The organism is Morganella psychrotolerans (genome assembly GCF_001676055.1).
GTDB classification, from domain to species: Bacteria; Pseudomonadota; Gammaproteobacteria; order Enterobacterales; family Enterobacteriaceae; genus Morganella; species Morganella psychrotolerans_B.
Genome location: NZ_LZEX01000046.1, coordinates 90,193 through 107,925, shown reverse-complemented (window position 1 = coordinate 107,925; position 17,733 = coordinate 90,193). Strand labels below are relative to the sequence as shown.

Sequence of the window (17,733 nt, the reverse complement as noted above, 5' to 3'; positions counted from 1 at the left end):
AACTGCAGGTTCGTTGACTGCATCCTGAATGACGTTGAGTATATTTTTTACTAATCAATAAAATAAATTCAGCTTCAAACTAATTTTTTTCCGTTACGGACAAAACCCGGCTTCACAACCTCAACGGGCACTTCGCGATTACGTACCTGAACGACGGCGGTGGCACCAATACCTTTCGGAACACGCGCAAGGGCGATGCTGAATCCTAATGTCGGCGAAAACGTTCCGCTGGTGATTATTCCGGTTTGCTGCTTACCAAGATCATCCGTAAAACGGACTTCCATCCCGCCACGCAATACGCCTTTTTCCCGCATCACCAGACCAACCAGTGTCTGCGTTCCGTCACGACGGGCTTTCTCCAGCGCCTCACGACCAATAAATTTACGGTCTTCCGGCTGCCAGGCAATAGTCCAGCCCATATTTGCCGCCAGCGGATTTACGGTTTCGTCCATCTCCTGGCTGTAGAGGTTCATCCCTGCTTCCAGACGTAATGTATCCCGCGCGCCTAATCCTGCCGGTTTTACACCGGCTGCCAACAGTTTTTTCCAGAGGCTGACAACCTGCTCTGCGGGCAGTGCAATTTCATACCCTTCTTCGCCGGTGTAACCGGTGGTGGCAATAAAATAATCACCGCTCTGTACACCATAAAATGGTTTCATACCGGCGACAGCGGCATTTTGCTCTGCACTCAGTATGGTTGCCACTTTGGTTTTCGCCATTGGCCCCTGAACGGCAATCATCGCTAAATCATCGCGGACTGTCATCTCAAGAGCGAAGTTTTTGCGATGCTCATCAATCCACGCCAGATCTTTTTCGCGGGTGGCGGAGTTCACCACCAGCCGGTAAAAATCATCCGAAAAATAATAAACGATAAGATCGTCAATTACCCCGCCGGATGCATTGAGCATCCCGGTGTAAAGGGCTTTTCCTTTTTCAGTGAGTTTTGCCACATCATTGGCGAGAAGATAACGGAGAAACGGCTGACATTGCGGACCATGAAAGTCAACGATTGTCATGTGGGAAACATCGAACATACCGGCGTCGCTGCGGACAATATGATGTTCTTCCAGTTGGGAGCCGTAGTGCAGCGGCATCATCCAGCCATGAAAGTCCACCATTTTTGCCCCGCAGGCAACATGCTCACCGGACAGTGGAGTGTGTTGTGCCATTCTATCCCCTTTCAGTCAGACATAGTGCGCAGCTTGTACCGCGCAAACGATACCCTTTTCCTGACGTTATCACCGAATCACAAACGTAACCATAAGGAAAAATTGTGACCGTATAATCGGGCGGAAAAATATGAGCACTTAGTATGCAGTTTTTTCATCTGCCATTCTGCGGCTTAAGGCGCAAAACAGTATTAACGGAGGATAGTTTTGAATTAAGCGACGGGATTGCACTAAAATACCGGACGGATCCGCCGGTTAAATTTTAGTGCATTATGAATAAAACTAATGTGAAAAACAGCCTGAGATTAGATTTTTTCAGCTGATACCGCGTCAGATCCGCGCAGCCAGTCCGGCATATCGCTCAGACCCCGGGCATGATGCAACAGCGCCGGTTTTACCCCGGGTAAGGTGTCTGCCAGTACCAAACCAACATCACGTACCAGTTTTTTTAACGGGTTATTACCCTCAAAAAGTTCACGGAAGCCCTGCATACCAGCTAGCATCAGCGCGGCACTCTGTTTACGGCGGCGTTCAAAACGGCGCAGCCAGAAATAGTTGCCGATATCTTTGCCTTCAGCAGTCAGGCGGCGGATTTCACCAATCAGTTCCGCGACATCCATAAACCCGAGATTCACCCCCTGACCTGCCAGCGGATGAATAGTGTGCGCGGCATCCCCAAGCAGTGCCAGACGTGGCGCGGCAAACTGGCGTGCATAGCGCGCAGTCAGCGGGATAGCCCGACGCTCACTGACAACCTCACATAACCCGAGCTGCACATCAAACGCGGCTGCCAGTTTGTGATTAAACTCAGCATCATCCAGATCCAGACAATTCTGTGCAGAAAGCCCGGCCTGTGACCAGACAATCGAGCAATGATGAGCATCCGGCAGCGGCAGGAAAGCCAGAATGCCGTCACCGTGAAACATCTGCCGGGCAATATTGTCATGCGGTAATTCTGTGCGGATAGTCGCGACCAGCGCGTGATGCTCATAATCCCAAAAGGAGACAGGAATATCCGCATGCTGACGCAGCCACGAATTGGCGCCATCGGCACCGGCCACCAGCCGCGTACTGAGCATTTCATCATTTTCCAGCGTGATAAAGGCATCGTTTTCGCCCCACGCCACCTGACTAATCTGCGTGCCGGTCAGCAATGTGATATCCGGCAGTTTCTGTGCATGCTCCCAGAGCGTATTGCGGATAATATCATTTTCAATAATATGACCAAGATGCCCGCAGTGAGCCTCCTGCGCGCTGAATGCAATCCGCCCGAAGCTGTTATTGTCCCGTACTTCCATACCCTGATAAGGGGCGGTGCGTTTTGCCAGAATATCCTGCCAGACACCAAGGCGCCCCAGTAAGCGCTCACTGGCGCTGTTAATGGCAGAAACCCTGACAGAAAATGGTGACTGCGGGTCAAACCGGGTATCCGGTGCCTGTTTTTCAATAACGGCAATCCGCAGCCCGCTGCCCTGCAATCCACAGGCCAGAGCGAGACCTACCATGCCGCCACCGGCAATAACCACATCATATGACTGCATTGTTTATCCTTATTTTGTGGTGAGGTGAACGGAATTCTGTGTCCGGCCGAGTGTTTGTTGTGCCAGCCGGTTGCGCAAAAACGGCAACATTTCCATTGCCATCAGCCCGAGGTTTCGCCCGGCCGCCAGCGGAAAGCAACGGTTGGAAAACAGGCGGACAAGACCGTCTGTTAAGGTCATGGTCGTCTGACGATCGGCTTCACGCGCTGCCTGATATTGCATCAGTACGCGGTACTGACCAATATCTTCCTGTGATAAAAATGCCTGACTGATAACTTCCGCCAATGTCATCACATCCCGCATGCCTAGGTTAAAGCCTTGTCCGGCAATCGGGTGCAATGTCTGGGAGGCATTTCCCACCAGCGCAAGACGGTGTGAAATCTGTGATTGTGCCGCACTCAGTGTCAGCGGATAGCTGTGCCGGGTGCCGACAGTCAGAATCTCACCCAATTGCCAGCCGAATGCTTTCTGTAATTCACGGCGGAATGTTTCATCATCCCATCCGCGCACCGTATCCGCCATGTCGGCATGATGACACCAGACCAGCGAGCTGCGCCCTTGTGTCATCGGCAGCATCGCCAGTGGTCCCTGCGGGGTAAAGCGTTCAAATGCACGCCCGGCAGGATCCCGTTCAGTCATCACATTGGCGATCACCGCCACCTGCTCATACGGTGTATCCGTCCACTGAATACCGCATTGCTGCGCGACTGCCGAATGACTGCCATCGGCGGCAATCAGCATTTGGCCTGTCAGTTCCCGGTCGTCATTCAGCCGGACAGTAACCGCATCGGTTGTCCGCGTGATGCTTTTTACCGTATCAGGACAATATAATGTGACATTTTCCGCTTCTGCCAGACGGGCAAACAGTGCCTGTCCCGCATCATGCAATTCAATGACCTGACCCAGGGCATCAATATCATAATCTGCCGCCGCCATATTCACACAGCCGGTATGTCCCTGATCAGACACATGAACCCGGGTGATTGGTGCGGCATACGGTTTCAGGTAAGACCACAGCCCTATCTTATCCAGCCGCTGACAGGTGCCGTGAGCAAGCGCAATCGCCCGTGCATCAAAGCCCGGGTGATTGTCATCCGGTCGTTTTGCTTCCGCGATCGCGACCGGAAGCCTGCCGTGACTGAGGCGGGAAAGTGCCAGTGCCAGTGTCGCACCGGTCATTCCGCCCCCGGCGATAATAACGCTCATTAATTATTCAGCCTGTTTTGCTTTCGCCATCAGGGCTTCTATCTCATCAGCCGTTTTCACCACTGTGGCGGTCAGGTTTTCATTACCCTGCTCTGTGATAACAATGTCATCCTCAATACGGATGCCAATCCCGCGGTAGGCTTCCGGCACATCAGCATCCGGCGCGATATACAGCCCCGGCTCGATAGTCAGCACCATACCCGGTTCCAGAATGCGATCCCGGTCTGTGCCGTAATGCCCGACATCATGCACATCCAGCCCTAACCAGTGACTCAGACTATGCATGAAAAACGCACGGTACGCTTTGGTTTCGATCAAGTGCGGTACATCACCCGTTAATAATCCGAGTTTCACCAGCTCTTCGGTCATAATTTCAACCACCCGGTCTGTCACCGCTGCAATGGAGGTGCCCGGACGATAAAGCTCAAGAGATACATCCAGCGTTTTCAGGACGATATCGTAAATTTCGCGCTGCTCTTTCGAGAATTTCCCGCTGACCGGGAAGGTGCGGGTAATATCACCTGCGTATCCTTCAATCTCACAACCGGCATCAATCAAAACCAGATCGCCGTCTTTCATCCGGCTCTCATTTTCGGTGTAATGCAGAATACAGCCGTTTTCGCCGCTGCCGACAATCGTGTTATAAGATGGAAAACGCGCACCATTGCTGACAAATTCGTGTTCAATCTCACCCTGCAACTGATATTCAAACATACCCGGACGGCAGATTTTCATTGCTCTGGTATGTGCCAGCGCACTGACTTTTCCGGCACGGCGCAGAATATCCAGCTCGGCAGGAGATTTAAACAAACGCATATTGTGCACAACCGGACGCCAGTCAATCAACGTGGCGGGTGCGCAGAGATTACGACGGCTTCCCTGACGCAATGTTTCCAGTGCATTAAAGACAATCGTATCCGCATACGCCATCTCACCTTGCGCAAAATAGAGCGTGTCCAGACCATTGAGCAACTGAGACAGCTGTTCATTGATATCATCAAACGGTAACGCACGATCAACACCCAGCTTCTCAGGCGCTGCATCCTGACCGAGACGACGCCCGAACCAGATTTCGGCAGTCAGATCACGCACACGGTTAAACAGGACGCTGTGATTATGGGTTTCATCACTTTTGATCAATACCAGCACCGCTTCCGGCTCACTGAATCCGGTGAGATACAAAAAGTCACTGTGCTGACGGTAAGGATATTCGCTGTCTGCATTGCGCTGCGCCGGTGGTGCGGCAAAAAAAACCGCCGCACTGGCAGGTACCATTTTTTCCAGCAATGCCTGACGGCGTGAGATAAATTCCTGCTTATTCATACCCGCTCTCCTTGTTCTATACCCTTATTCATTCAAACTGCAGGTGTGTTGGCTGCGGTCAACCAGCCGGGTCACATACTGGTGTATGCTCCCCGTCTGACTTCCCTTGCCGCCTTCCTGCATCTTGAATAACGTTGGGTATACATGATATTTAGCCGTGTAATGTGAGTGTTCAGACTGCCCCGGTTTTCCTGAAACCGGCAGATTATAATTTATCAGCGCAGTCAGACCGGAACATGTTTGCATAAGGCTTAGTGTAATGTGGGTTTCTGCTCCGCCGCATCAGCCGTTTGTGCGCTGCGTGGTTTTGCCAGTGAAATATAGCAAAGTTGCACCACTACGCGAATATACTCAATAACTTCTTCCAGCGCTTCCGCCAGTTCTTCCGCGTCATCCGCCTCATCATAGCCGAGCATGCCGATTTCACGTAAGTCCGTGACTATTTCCTGCACTTCTTTACGCTCACTCAGTTTCGGATCCGCCACACCCAGACCTAATAAAAAGTGATTTACCCAGCCCGCCAGTTCATCCGCACGGGCAAATACACCGGCATCATCATCCGGTAATAACAGATTGAACTGACATTCAGTATCATCCAGCAGTTCAAATGTGGTGTTAAACAGAGCGCGTAACGGCTGTGATAAAATTTGAGAGAATGCCATTCCTTCATTCGTCAGGTCATGAACCAGCGCCTGCCAGGTATCATCAGTATTCCCGCCGCACAGTAAGCCCGTGATAAGGCCATGCATTTCTGACGCAGTCATTGCGACGGCCTGCTGGCGTAATAGTTCATCAAGTGTTTTAAAATCAGGCAGTGTTTTATCCGGGGTCATTATTTTGCTCACCAGTCGGGTTTTAGTTCGTGATATGCTACCATCAAGAGGCGCCGCTGTACCAGATTAGGGCTTCAGCCTGCTGGTATATCGTACATAATTCACGATACACAGGATAAAATATCCTGTAGCTGAACTAAAGGAAGATGTCATGTCTGCACAACCCGTTGATATCCAAATATTCGGGCGTTCCATGCGCGTTAATTGTCCACCGGAACAGAAAGAAGCATTGATTGCTTCTGCTGCGGAGCTTGAACAACGGCTGCAGGACCTGAAAGTACGCAGTAAAGTGACTAACACTGAGCAGCTCGTTTTTATCGTGGCATTAAACATTTGTCACGAACTGACACAAGAAAAATTGAAAACGCGCGATTATGCCTATAACATGGAACAGAAGATAAAGCTGTTACAACAGACTATCGAGCAGGCGCTGCATGATCAAACACGAATCACTGAGCGTCAGGTAACAGCTATTGAATAAAATTGTTTAGAAATCAGTCACTAGACAAAAAAAATAATGAAATTAGGTTGCAATCTCAGCGCAGATTCATACAATGAACCTAAGAAAAGATTTAACGAAAGTTTAAAAAAATTCTCTGGAATGTTTGTCAGCGGGCGAGTCCCCTGAGCCGATATTGATACAGACAGAATGTGGTGATTTGTCACCGGTGAGCATACCTGATTCGTTCAGGCAGCCTAATGGAAGCAACACTGCGTTCACCTTGAACCAAGGGTTCAAGGGTAACAGCCTGCGACGGCATTCCGGAGATCTCCATCTCTACTCTTCGTTTACTCCCTGACCTTACTATGACTAATGAAACGTTGTTACAAACGCGACATCATCTGCGTCAGTCAATCCGCCAAAAACGTCGTGAACTCAGCCCGCAACAGCAATCAGATGCTGCTCATGCCCTGGTTCAGCAAATCATTCGTCATCCTGATATCAGTGATGCAAATAATATTGCCCTGTTTCTTTCTTTCGATGGTGAAATTGATACCGGTCCGCTGACAGAATGGTTATGGTCTCAGGGAAAACACGTATTTTTACCTGTTTTGCACCCTTTCAGCCGCCATCACCTGTTATTTCTGGCTTATCGCCCTGATACCCCGCTGATTAAAAACAAATTTTCAATTTCAGAACCGGCACTCGATGTCACGCAAGTGCTGCCGCCGGAAAAACTGGATCTGATGTTTATTCCGCTGGTCGCGTTTGATTCACAGGGAGAACGGCTGGGAATGGGCGGCGGTTTTTATGACCGGATGCTGACAAACTGGCAAACGAAAGGATTTTACCCGGTGGGGCTGGCACATGATTGTCAGCAAGTCAGTGAATTACCCGCCGCACAGTGGGATATTCCGTTGCCGGAAATACTCACACCTTCACGCCGCTGGCTGTGGTCTGAGCATAAATAAATAGATGTAACGTTATGAGATTGTACAGCGTATGTCTTTACACCGGAGAAGCTACCGGCAACGGGCAAAACGAAAAGACGCTGTAAATACATCCGTGTAAGCTCAGCCGCGCCATCCATGGCGCGGATGCTTTTCGTTCCTCTGCCCGTTACCGTTCGTGCACTTTAACTACCCATAACAAAAACGACCAAATCAGAAAAGCTGGCGCGCGCGAACCGTTCCCGGTAAGGCTTTTAACTGAAGTAAAACCTCATCAGCTTCCTGCGGGTTATTCGCCACCATATCAATGACCACATAACCCAGTTCACCCGCTGTTTGTAAATACTGCGCCGCGATATTAATTCCGCGATCAGTAAATATCTGGTTGATGCTGGTCAGCATTCCCGGACGGTTTTCATGGATATGCAGCAAACGATTGGCATTTCGGGCGTGCCCCGGCAGTGAAACCTCCGGGAAATTGACCGCAGAGAGCGTCGAGCCGTTATCGGAGTATTTCGCCAGTTTTCCGCCGACTTCAAAACCGATATTTTCCTGCGCTTCCTGCGTGGAGCCGCCGATATGCGGTGTCAGAATGACATTATCGAAACCAATCAGCTGAGAAATAAACGGATCCGCCGGGTCATTATTTGCCGCCGGTTCAGACGGGAACACATCCACAGCCGCACCGGAAAGGTGTTTTGATGCCAGTGCCTGACTCAGTGCCGGGATATCAACAACGGTCCCGCGTGAGGCATTAATCAGAATAGAGCCCGGCTTCATCAGCTCAAGCTCATGTTTACTAATCATATTTTTAGTGGAATCTATTTCCGGCACATGCAGCGTCACCACATCACTCATATTAAGCAGTTCAGAAAGATGGTGCACCTGGGTGGCATTTCCGAGAGGAAGCTTATTCTCTATGTCATAAAAATAAACATTCATCCCGATAGATTCTGCGAGGATCCCTAATTGTGTGCCGATATGCCCGTAGCCGATAATCCCCAGCTTTTTACCCCGCGCCTCATAGCAACCTTTCGCCTGCTTATCCCAGAGACCACGGTGGGCTTTGGCATTGGCTTCCGGAATCCGGCGCAGCAGCAGTAATAACTGTCCCAGTACCATCTCAGCCACGGAACGGGTGTTTGAGAAAGGTGCATTAAAGACAGGAATACCGCGTTTTGCCGCCGCAGTCAGATCAACCTGATTGGTGCCGATACAAAAACATCCGACAGCGACCAGTTTTTCGGCACAGGCAAAAATCTCTTCCGTCAGTTGAGTCCGGGAGCGGATCCCGATAAAGCGGGCATCACGGATAGCGTCTTTTAATTCTTCCGTGGATAATGCCCCTTTATGGTATTCAATGTTGCTGTAACCCGCTGCTTTCAGGCTGTCTACTGCACTCTGGTGTACGCCTTCCAATAGCAGAAATTTAATTTTCTCTTTTTCCAGTGATACTTTTACCATGACCCTGCCCTTTATTAGTTCCCGAATGTGTCTGTCCGTATACCAAAATAACAAAAAATGACGGCACCGCAATACACGTCCCTGTATGGTGCTCAGCACAAATCGCAGGAAATGAAGGGATTTACAGAAGAAAATGAAATAATGCCGGAGAGTGATGATATATTGGTCATATCAAAGACAAAATTGTGATATATATCACCGAAATTTATGATTTTAAAAAAATAAAAAAGGAGCGGTTATCCGCTCCTTTCCGCAATACTGATATCAATACCTATCATATTATATATCACGTTGATTTATTTGATGGTTTTCACACCATCCTGCGTCCCCATCAGCACCACATCGGCACCACGGTTAGCAAATAAACCGACCGTCACAACACCCGCAATCGCGTTAATTTTGTTTTCCATCTCAACCGGATTGAGAATTTCCAGGTTATGCACATCCAGGATCACGTTGCCGTTATCTGTCACCACATTCTGACGGTATTCCGGCTGCCCGCCCAGTTTAACCAATTCACGGGCAACATATGAACGCGCCATCGGGATAACTTCAACCGGCAGAGGGAATTTACCCAGTAAATCGACATATTTGCTGTCATCGACGATGCACACAAAGGTTTTTGCCGTTGCCGCAATGATTTTTTCACGGGTGAGTGCCGCACCGCCGCCTTTGATCATATTCATATGATGGTCGATTTCATCAGCACCATCCACATACACATCCAAACCGTCAACATCGTTGCAATCAAATACCGGAATGCCGTAGCTTTTCAGTTTTGCAGTAGATGCCTCTGAGCTGGATACCGCGCCGTCAATCTGACCTTTCATAGTGGCAAGTGCATCAATAAAATGTGATGCGGTAGACCCCGTGCCCACTCCGACAATGGTTCCCGGCTTCACGTAGTCCAGTGCCGCCCAGCCAACTGCTTTTTTTTAATTCATCCTGATTCATTGTTTTGCCTTTTATTATTCATGATATGCCACCGCATAGCCCGACTTAATTATAGCAATTATTTCTCCGGCAGAATGCGAATTGTGGCATATTGTGACTTAGTGACAAATGAAAAGAGGAGACGGCAGTAATGAGACGACCGGACTACCGCGCTCTTCAGGCGCTGGATGCAGTTATCCGTGAACGCGGTTTCGAGCGCGCAGCACAGAAACTGTGTATTACCCAGTCTGCGGTATCGCAGCGGATCAAACAGCTGGAAAATTTGTTTGGTCAGCCGCTGCTGGTGCGTACCGTGCCGCCACGCCCGACAGAAGAAGGGCAGAAATTACTGGGATTGCTGCATCAGGTGGAGTTGCTGGAAGCCGAATGGCTGGGCGATGATGCCGGAAATATTGAGCCACCACTGATTTCACTCGCTGTCAACGCAGACAGCCTGGCGACCTGGTTGCTTCCGGCACTGCGTCATGTGCTGGCGGATCTTGCTATCCGGCTGAATATTCAGGTGGAAGATGAATCACGTACCCATGAACGCCTGCGGCGCGGAGAGGTGGTCGGGGCGGTTAGTATACAGCCGCGCCCCTTGCCGGGATGCCTTGCAGATCAACTGGGTGCGCTGGATTATCTGTTTGTCGGCTCCCCGGAATTTGCCGCGCGCTATTTTCCTGACGGTGTAAGCCGCAGTGCGCTTCTCAAAGCACCGGCAGTGGCGTTTGACTATCTTGATGATATGCACATGGCATTCTTACAGACTAATTTCGACCTGGCGCCGGGCAGTGTGCCGAGCCACGTTCTTAATTCATCAGAAGCCTTTGTGCAGTTGGCAAAGCAGAGTTCGGCCTGTTGTATGATCCCGCATTTACAGATTGCGGGCGAGCTGGAGCGCGGAGAACTGGTGGATCTGACACCGGGTCTGTTCCAGCGCCGCATGCTGTACTGGCACCGTTTTTCACCGGAAAGCGCCACCATGCGCCGGGTGACTGACGCCCTGATCAAACACGGGCGTCAGACATTGCGGCAGGCGCCGCCCGAAACAGATTAACGTTTCAGTTCAAACACAACATCCACCTGATCACGGAAATCAACTGTCTGCTGTTCGTAAGTTTCATCAGCCGTAGCCCCCGCAGGTGCCGCGTCCATGTTCATCATCATTTTACCGCGGGCCATAACCGGAACCGGCTGTGGCGCGTTATAACCAATGCTGTACACGGCACCCAGCTCAGAACCAAAGCCTTTGGCAACCGCTTTTGCCTGTGAGACGGCATCATCAATGGCTTTCTGACGTACATCCGCCCGATATTTTTCCGGATTATTCACCCCGAATTCCACAGAGCGGATATCATTCAGGCCACTTTTAAGTGCACCATCAAGCAGTGTATTTAGCTTATTGAGATCATACACTTTAACTGTCACCGAGCGGGATGCATTGTAACCACGGATCACCGACTCTTCTTTTTCTTTATCATAGACATAGTCAGGGCTGGTATTAATATTTGCCGCATTAATGTCTTTTTTCTCAATTCCCTGCGCTTTCAGGAAATCAAAATATTGCGCGACGCGTTTATCTGCCTGTGCTTTGGCAGCCGCGGCCTCATTTTCCTTCACTGTCACATTAATAGACAGTGTCGCCATATCAGGTTCAGCCTGAATAACCGCACTGCCGGAAGTTGAGATATGCGGACCGGCCGGGGTTTCCGCTGCCTGCGCAGCAACCGAATAACTCCCTAAAGCAACCATAGCGGCAAGGGCAAGAGATTTAAGTTTCACATATCCTCCTTCTGTTAAAATCCGGTCACATAACAGAACGTTATGCCGGAATCATTAACACTAACATAGATTAGCAAAATAATATTTCGGATTAATAAGAAATATCCAATCCTTTTAAGGCGCGCTCTAAATAATTCCGGATGCATGTAGGCGACAAGCGAAGACTGACGGGGAACATAGATAAACTATGTGACCCGGCTGGCTGAACGCAGTCAACAACCAGGCATCCTGAAGTATGACGAGGCTAATTGAATTGCGATATACCACATGACTGAACCGACAAACAGATTAATTATCCGTTGCGATACCGGTCTTTGTAATACCGGGGAGAACCAGGCTGATAACAGCGCCAGCCCGAAAAACCACAGAACAGAAGCACACACAGCGCCGGCAGTAAACCAGATACGCAGATCAGCACCCAGTTGTCCGCCGACACTGCCCAGCACCACAAAGGTATCAAGATAGACATGCGGATTGAGCCAGGTCACTGCCACCAGCGTCATAATCACCCGCCAGCGGCTACGGACCGCCTGCTCCTGTATTGTCAGTGCCACATCATTTGTAAAAACTGAGCGCAATGCCCCGAATCCATACCATAACAGAAACGCCACCCCGCCCCAGGTTACCAGCGCCATCAGCCAGACAGACTGACTCAGCAGCGCACTGCCGCCGAAGACACCGGCGGCGATCAGCAGCACGTCACTTAGTGTGCATAAAAATGCACTCATCAGATGATACTGCTTCCGGCAGCCTTGTTGCAGAACGAATACATTTTGTGGCCCCAGTGGCAATATCATTGCAGCACCAAGCAATAACCCCTGAAAATATGTTTGTAACATGCAAAAAATCCCGGTAAATATTCATTTCGCTTCAGATGGAATGAATATTACCGGGATTTTATTATTAGTGAAATTAATACAATTAATGGGTCATTAACGCGACTAATGACCCTGAAAGATATTACTCAGATCCATTCCCAGACCAGATGTACCGGTGTGCCAAGGCACTGACTGACACGGCGGATGATTTCATCCCGCCCGTTATCCATACATACAATAAAACTATTATTGTAACGGACAGTCAGACCGTAACGGGCAAAGCCCCCCGTTTCATCATAATCCATATCAGGAAGTGCAACCGGCGCTGAACAGCATGGCGTCTGACGCGGCTCAAGCACAGCGGCAATACGGCTATTACCTTCACAGGAAAAAACCGCATTCATCTGCGCGCTCCACCATGAACCGGAAACGGCTTTCCGGCAGGCGGGACAAAGCGGATAACGAAAATTTTCGCTGCCGGACCAAAAAATAACATCCGGCTCCGCCTTATGAATAATATCATCAGACCCGATCCATTCACTCAGATAGGTCTGTGCAGCCTGCTGTTGTTCAGTATCCGGTACATAATTCAGAGCGACAGGGATAAAATGGAGAAGATGCTCACTCATCTGATGCCTCCCGGCACTATGAAAAACGACGGTACCATTACTCAGGTACCGTTTATAATGTAATACCATTATGCGTTTTCTTGCTTACTTTTCTGATGCATATGGACATCAAGCTGCGGGAACGGAATGCCGATATTATGTTTATCCAGTGCGCGTTTGAAATTTTCCAGTAAATCCCAGTTAACACTCAGAAAATCCCCGTTAACCGTCCAGTAGCGGACAATAAAATTCAACGAAGACGGTGCCATTTCATTAAGACGAACCACAATACCTTTATCCTGCTGCACGCGTGGGTCGGCTTCTACAATATCGGTCAGGATCTTCTTCACCAGATCAATATCGGCATTGTACGCCACACCCACAATAATATCGCGGCGGCGGTTTGGCTCACGGGTTACATTGATAATATCACCGGAAATAACTTTACCATTCGGAATAACAATGATTTTATCGTCAGCACTGCGCAGTGTTGTGGAGAAAATTTGTACCGTCTGAACCGTTCCTTCCGCAGCACCTATTACCACGTACTCACCGGCACGGATCGGGCGGAAAATAACCAGCAGCACACCCGCCGCCAGGTTGGAAAGAGAGCCCTGTAAGGCCAGACCAATGGCTAAACCTGCCGCACCCATGACCGCTATCACTGATGTCGTTTGCACACCAAGGCGGCCTAATACAGCAATCAGCGTAAAAGCAATCATCGCATAACGGACAATTGCGGAAAGAAAATCAGAAACCGTGGTATCCACGCCGCGCATTGCCAGCAGACGTGATACGGCTTTACCGGCCATTTTTGCAACAAACAGACCTATAATCAGGATCAGAACTGCGGCAACAAGATTCACGGCATATTCCAGTAATAGTGTCTGGTTATTTGCCAGCCAGCCGGTAGCCTGGTTCAGGCCATCCGTCAGGAGTTGTTCATTCATTCTTCCACCTCAATGTGTTATCAGAAAAAAAGCAAAATACTATCAACAGTATTAATCACGGCAATAATCATCAGCCAATAATCTGCCTGATTATTGCTGATGATTAAATTACGGGTTTATATTACCGTAACAAATGAAAAAATCAGAATAAAAAGTGTCAGTTTCACCGGTCAGTCGTAACAAATTTACGGTAATTTTCCAGTAAAATCATAAAGTCATCGATTCCGCAAAAGGCAATGCTTTCATTATCGTAATAGCTCATGCCATCTTCAGGTTCGTCAGTTTCAAACACGATTTGATTCGCGTTAATCATCACTTCCTCATCATCCAGCAGCAGCGTGTATTCATGCCCCACCCGCTGCCATTGCTGCTCCCGTCCTCTGACAACCTCACGGGCGCTGACAATCTCATCAAGGACAGAGAGATCCCCTTTTACCTCTTCATTCAGCCAGTGACCGACGGCTTCGTGATCCATTGACAGCTTAACTATCACGTTCCCGTCGATTCCCCGTAAAAATTCATATTCCATCGCTGTGTACCTCTTATTGATGCTTTGCCGCAATCTTATTTATTACATTCTTCTATTTTAGCGGGTTATCACTCTTTCCGGTACATTAACCCGGTAATTACCGGATGCCAGAGATAAAAAAACGGGAGACAGCCATCAGGCCACTCCCGTTGTATGTCAGCGATATAATCAGATATTCAACATCACACCTGAGTCTGGAAAATCACGCCGTCAGCCACTTTTGTATACTGATCCAGCTTATCAAAGTTCAGATAACGATAAGTATCTTCTGCCGTTTCATCTACTTTATTCATATAGGTCTGATATTCAGCCGGTGTCGGCAGGCGCCCCAGTAGTGATGCTACCGCCGCCAGTTCAGCTGATGCCAGATACACATTGGCTCCGGTGCCGAGACGGTTCGGGAAGTTACGCGTGGAGGTGGACACAACGGTTGAGTTATCCGCCACCCTTGCCTGGTTGCCCATGCAGAGTGAACAGCCCGGAATTTCCACCCGCGCACCGCTCTTACCGAAGATGCTGTAATAGCCCTCTTCTGTCAGCTGAGCTGCATCCATCTTAGTCGGCGGAGCAACCCACAGACGGGTCGGTAACTGGCCTTTGTGGCTGTCGAGCAGTTTACCCGCCGCACGGAAGTGCCCGATGTTAGTCATACAGGAACCAATGAAAACTTCATCGATTTTGCTGCCCGCCACATCAGATAACAGACGCGCATCATCCGGGTCATTCGGTGCACACAGAATCGGCTCTTTGATTGCATCAAGATCGATATCAATCACGGCGGCGTAATCTGCATCTGCATCACCTTCCAGCAATTGCGGATCTGCCAGCCACTTTTCCATACTCTGAATGCGACGCTCGATAGTCCGGCGATCGCCGTAACCTTCTGCGATCATCCATTTGAGCAGCACAATATTGGAATTCAGGTATTCGGTGACCGGTGCTTTATCCAGTTTAATGGTACAACCTGCCGCAGAGCGCTCAGCAGAAGCATCAGCCAGTTCAAACGCCTGTTCAACTTTCAGTTCAGGCAGCCCTTCAATTTCCAGAATACGACCTGAGAAAATGTTTTTCTTACCTTTTTTCTCAACCGTCAGCAGCCCGTCCTGTATCGCATAATACGGAATAGCATGAACCAGGTCGCGCAGGGTGATCCCCGGCTGCATTTTACCTTTAAAGCGCACCAGCACAGATTCCGGCATATCCAGCGGCATCACCCCGGTAGCAGCAGCAAACGCCACCAGACCGGAGCCTGCAGGGAATGAAATGCCAATCGGGAAACGGGTGTGGGAATCCCCGCCTGTACCGACAGTATCCGGCAGCAGCATGCGGTTAAGCCAGGAGTGAATAATACCGTCGCCGGGACGCAGCGAAACACCGCCGCGGTTCATAATAAAATCAGGCAGGGTATGGTGAGTGTTCACATCCACCGGTTTCGGATAGGCGGCAGTGTGACAGAAAGACTGCATGACCAGATCAGCGGAGAAACCCAGACAGGCAAGGTCTTTCAGCTCGTCACGGGTCATCGGACCGGTGGTATCCTGAGAGCCGACAGACGCCATTTTTGGCTCGCAGTACTCGCCCGGACGGATACCGGCAACACCGCAGGCACGTCCGACCATTTTTTGTGCCAGCGAAAAACCACGGCTGCTTTTCTCAACCTGTTTCGCCTGACGGAAAATATCTGCCGGTGGCAGACCAAGAGACTCACGCGCTTTTGCCGTCAGCCCACGTCCGATAATCAGCGGAATTCGCCCGCCTGCACGGACTTCGTCAAGCAGTACATCCGTTTTCAGTTCAAATGTAGCCAGCAGTTCATTGGTTTCATGATTGCGGACCTCGCCTTTATACGGATAAACATCAATCACATCACCCATATTCAGGTTATTAACATCCACTTCGACCGGCAACGCGCCCGCATCTTCCATGGTATTGAAGAAAATCGGGGCGATTTTGCTGCCCAGCACAATACCGCCGCCGCGTTTATTCGGCACATACGGGATATCATCACCCATAAACCACAAAACAGAGTTGGTTGCCGATTTACGGGAAGACCCCGTGCCGACCACATCCCCGACATACGCCAGCGGAAAACCTTTTTTGCTGAGCAAATCAATCTGATTAACAGGCCCGATGCTGCCCGGCTCATCAGGATCAATACCCTCACGCGGATTTTTCAGCATCGCAAGTGCATGCAACGGAATATCAGGACGCGACCAGGCATCAGGCGCGGGAGACAAATCATCGGTATTGGTTTCGCCGGAGACTTTAAAAACCGTCACTGTTAGTTTTTCAGCTAATTTCGGACGCTCCAGGAACCATTTGGCGTCTGCCCATGATTGAATAATCGCTTTGGCGTGAGGATTACCGGCCTTGGCTTTCTCTTCCACGTCATAAAAATTATCAAACATCAGCAGGGTATGAGACAGTGCTTTCGCCGCAACCGGCGCAAGTTTTTCGTTATCAAGGGCTTCAATCAGGGCGTGAATATTATATCCCCCCTGCATTGTTCCCAGTAATTCAATCGCTTTTTCCGCTGAAATGAGCGGTGAGTGAGCATCACCTTTTGCCAGCGCAGCCAGAAAACCGGCTTTAACATACGCCGCTTCATCAACACCCGGCGGAACACGGTTGGTTATCAGATCAACAAGAAATGCTTCTTCGCCTTGCGGCGGGGATTTCAGCAGTTCGACCAGGCCTGCGACCTGAGCCGCATTCAGTGGTACAGGGGCGATCCCTTGTGCTGCGCGTTCGGCAACATGCTTACGATAATCTTCCAGCACGACATACTCCTTGCTTTCATTGTTTTTTATGAGTGCCCGGCAACGGGGTTTCAGCATATCAAAATTTAAACACATTGTTAATTCATTCACATTAAAGCAACATAAACAATTTGTGAGCTGAATAACATTAGTGAATTAAACTTGCGATTAACCCGTTCCCCCGGCGTTGCGCTGCTTTAAGCAGGAATTTGCCCGATAATTCATTATGCCTGCATCAGGAAAAATGGCTGATCCGCCATCAGGATGCACATAATTTATTAATATCTGAATAATATGAATTTGTCTACGCAAGCCGGTGCATACCCAGTGCCATTCAAAATGCAGGCAGAGATTGCCGGAACACAAATAATAAACAAAAAAATCCGGCGCCATGACAGCAGCCGGATTTTTATTTTCAGTCGG

General features: G+C 49.6%; 16 protein-coding genes, 1 other RNA gene and 1 pseudogene. 4 read left to right on the top strand and 14 right to left on the bottom strand.

The genetic code is table 11. The features are described 5' to 3' along the window. Positions 1-74: 74 nt before the first annotated feature. The 5 genes from gcvT to AYY17_RS20375 form a co-directional block, all read right to left on the bottom strand. Complete coding sequence (gene gcvT, locus AYY17_RS20400) at positions 75-1,169, bottom strand: glycine cleavage system aminomethyltransferase GcvT (RefSeq protein WP_067426992.1); 1,095 nt, start codon at positions 1,167-1,169, stop codon at positions 75-77. A gap of 305 nt (positions 1,170-1,474) precedes the next feature. After that, positions 1,475-2,710 carry an FAD-dependent 2-octaprenylphenol hydroxylase gene (gene ubiI / locus AYY17_RS20395; RefSeq protein WP_067426989.1) on the bottom strand — a complete coding sequence of 412 codons (1,236 nt, stop codon included), beginning with the start codon at positions 2,708-2,710 and terminating at the stop codon, positions 1,475-1,477. Between the two features lie 9 nt (positions 2,711-2,719). Continuing rightward, positions 2,720-3,916, bottom strand: a complete 1,197-nt coding sequence (gene ubiH / locus AYY17_RS20390) for a 2-octaprenyl-6-methoxyphenyl hydroxylase (RefSeq protein ID WP_067426986.1) — start codon at positions 3,914-3,916, stop codon at positions 2,720-2,722. A 3-nt stretch (positions 3,917-3,919) separates the two neighbouring features. Next, a complete protein-coding gene (pepP, locus tag AYY17_RS20385) occupies positions 3,920-5,239 on the bottom strand; it encodes a Xaa-Pro aminopeptidase (protein ID WP_067426983.1) in 1,320 nt (439 codons plus the stop codon). A gap of 251 nt (positions 5,240-5,490) precedes the next feature. Then, the gene (locus AYY17_RS20375) at positions 5,491-6,072 is read right to left on the bottom strand and encodes a YecA/YgfB family protein (protein ID WP_067426978.1); all 582 of its coding nucleotides are present in this window, start codon (positions 6,070-6,072) and stop codon (positions 5,491-5,493) included. 151 nt (positions 6,073-6,223) lie between these two features. Between AYY17_RS20375 and zapA the strand changes: the two genes are divergently transcribed. The 3 genes from zapA to AYY17_RS20360 all read left to right on the top strand — a co-directional run bounded on the left by zapA (position 6,224) and on the right by AYY17_RS20360 (position 7,485). Beyond that, positions 6,224-6,553, top strand: coding sequence for a cell division protein ZapA (zapA, locus tag AYY17_RS20370; RefSeq protein WP_067404690.1), 330 nt, complete (start codon positions 6,224-6,226; stop codon positions 6,551-6,553). Between the two features lie 109 nt (positions 6,554-6,662). Further along, positions 6,663-6,845: non-coding RNA, 6S RNA (ssrS, locus tag AYY17_RS20365), on the top strand. Positions 6,846-6,879: 34 nt separating this feature from the next. Next, positions 6,880-7,485 carry a 5-formyltetrahydrofolate cyclo-ligase gene (locus tag AYY17_RS20360; RefSeq protein WP_067426975.1) on the top strand — a complete coding sequence of 202 codons (606 nt, stop codon included), beginning with the start codon at positions 6,880-6,882 and terminating at the stop codon, positions 7,483-7,485. Positions 7,486-7,677: 192 nt separating this feature from the next. Here the strand turns inward: AYY17_RS20360 and serA are convergent, their stop codons facing one another. Both serA and rpiA read right to left on the bottom strand, forming a co-directional pair. Next, entirely contained in the window at positions 7,678-8,928 is a 1,251-nt protein-coding gene (serA, locus tag AYY17_RS20355; RefSeq protein ID WP_067404682.1) for a phosphoglycerate dehydrogenase, read from the bottom strand. Positions 8,929-9,224: 296 nt separating this feature from the next. Then, positions 9,225-9,882: pseudogene (gene rpiA / locus AYY17_RS20350) on the bottom strand (ribose-5-phosphate isomerase RpiA). A gap of 130 nt (positions 9,883-10,012) precedes the next feature. On the opposite strand from rpiA, the gene AYY17_RS20345 reads away from it, so the two are divergent. After that, positions 10,013-10,921, top strand: coding sequence for a LysR family transcriptional regulator ArgP (locus AYY17_RS20345; RefSeq protein ID WP_067360588.1), 909 nt, complete (start codon positions 10,013-10,015; stop codon positions 10,919-10,921). On the opposite strand, the gene AYY17_RS20340 is transcribed toward AYY17_RS20345, so the two are convergent. The 7 genes from AYY17_RS20340 to AYY17_RS21665 all read right to left on the bottom strand — a co-directional run bounded on the left by AYY17_RS20340 (position 10,918) and on the right by AYY17_RS21665 (position 17,703). Then, positions 10,918-11,646: an oxidative stress defense protein gene (locus AYY17_RS20340; protein ID WP_067426972.1), complete on the bottom strand. Its 729-nt coding sequence runs from the start codon at positions 11,644-11,646 to the stop codon at positions 10,918-10,920. The genes AYY17_RS20345 and AYY17_RS20340 overlap by 4 nt on opposite strands. 212 nt (positions 11,647-11,858) lie before the next feature. Further along, positions 11,859-12,485 (bottom strand): arginine exporter ArgO, encoded by a 627-nt coding sequence (gene argO, locus AYY17_RS20335; RefSeq protein WP_067426970.1) that lies wholly within the window; start codon positions 12,483-12,485, stop codon positions 11,859-11,861. Between the two features lie 125 nt (positions 12,486-12,610). After that, a complete protein-coding gene (locus tag AYY17_RS20330) occupies positions 12,611-13,093 on the bottom strand; it encodes a hypothetical protein (RefSeq protein WP_067426967.1) in 483 nt (160 codons plus the stop codon). Between the two features lie 68 nt (positions 13,094-13,161). After that, positions 13,162-14,022 carry a small-conductance mechanosensitive channel MscS gene (gene mscS, locus AYY17_RS20325; protein ID WP_067404668.1) on the bottom strand — a complete coding sequence of 287 codons (861 nt, stop codon included), beginning with the start codon at positions 14,020-14,022 and terminating at the stop codon, positions 13,162-13,164. A gap of 163 nt (positions 14,023-14,185) precedes the next feature. Then, on the bottom strand, positions 14,186-14,551 hold the full coding sequence (locus tag AYY17_RS20320) for a YacL family protein (RefSeq protein ID WP_067404665.1): 366 nt from the start codon (positions 14,549-14,551) through the stop codon (positions 14,186-14,188). A 182-nt stretch (positions 14,552-14,733) separates the two neighbouring features. Next, the gene (acnB, locus tag AYY17_RS20315) at positions 14,734-17,331 is read right to left on the bottom strand and encodes a bifunctional aconitate hydratase 2/2-methylisocitrate dehydratase (RefSeq protein ID WP_067427201.1); all 2,598 of its coding nucleotides are present in this window, start codon (positions 17,329-17,331) and stop codon (positions 14,734-14,736) included. A gap of 147 nt (positions 17,332-17,478) precedes the next feature. Further along, complete coding sequence (locus AYY17_RS21665; RefSeq protein WP_156656748.1) at positions 17,479-17,703, bottom strand: hypothetical protein; 225 nt, start codon at positions 17,701-17,703, stop codon at positions 17,479-17,481. Positions 17,704-17,733: the final 30 nt, after the last annotated feature.

Bases quoted from the DNA above. Each gene is read 5' to 3' on its own strand.
- ubiI (WP_067426989.1), bottom strand. From the start codon at position 2,710: ATGCAGTCATATGATGTGGTTATTGCCGGTGGCGGCATGGTAGGTCTC.
- mscS (WP_067404668.1), bottom strand. From the start codon at position 14,022: ATGAATGAACAACTCCTGACGGATGGCCTGAACCAGGCTACCGGCTGG.
- argO (WP_067426970.1), bottom strand. From the start codon at position 12,485: ATGTTACAAACATATTTTCAGGGGTTATTGCTTGGTGCTGCAATGATA.
- AYY17_RS21665 (WP_156656748.1), bottom strand. From the start codon at position 17,703: ATGGCGCCGGATTTTTTTGTTTATTATTTGTGTTCCGGCAATCTCTGC.
- ubiH (WP_067426986.1), bottom strand. From the start codon at position 3,916: ATGAGCGTTATTATCGCCGGGGGCGGAATGACCGGTGCGACACTGGCA.
- AYY17_RS20345 (WP_067360588.1), top strand. From the start codon at position 10,013: ATGAGACGACCGGACTACCGCGCTCTTCAGGCGCTGGATGCAGTTATC.
- gcvT (WP_067426992.1), bottom strand. From the start codon at position 1,169: ATGGCACAACACACTCCACTGTCCGGTGAGCATGTTGCCTGCGGGGCA.
- pepP (WP_067426983.1), bottom strand. From the start codon at position 5,239: ATGAATAAGCAGGAATTTATCTCACGCCGTCAGGCATTGCTGGAAAAA.
- AYY17_RS20375 (WP_067426978.1), bottom strand. From the start codon at position 6,072: ATGACCCCGGATAAAACACTGCCTGATTTTAAAACACTTGATGAACTA.
- zapA (WP_067404690.1), top strand. From the start codon at position 6,224: ATGTCTGCACAACCCGTTGATATCCAAATATTCGGGCGTTCCATGCGC.
- AYY17_RS20360 (WP_067426975.1), top strand. From the start codon at position 6,880: ATGACTAATGAAACGTTGTTACAAACGCGACATCATCTGCGTCAGTCA.
- serA (WP_067404682.1), bottom strand. From the start codon at position 8,928: ATGGTAAAAGTATCACTGGAAAAAGAGAAAATTAAATTTCTGCTATTG.
- AYY17_RS20320 (WP_067404665.1), bottom strand. From the start codon at position 14,551: ATGGAATATGAATTTTTACGGGGAATCGACGGGAACGTGATAGTTAAG.
- AYY17_RS20330 (WP_067426967.1), bottom strand. From the start codon at position 13,093: ATGAGTGAGCATCTTCTCCATTTTATCCCTGTCGCTCTGAATTATGTA.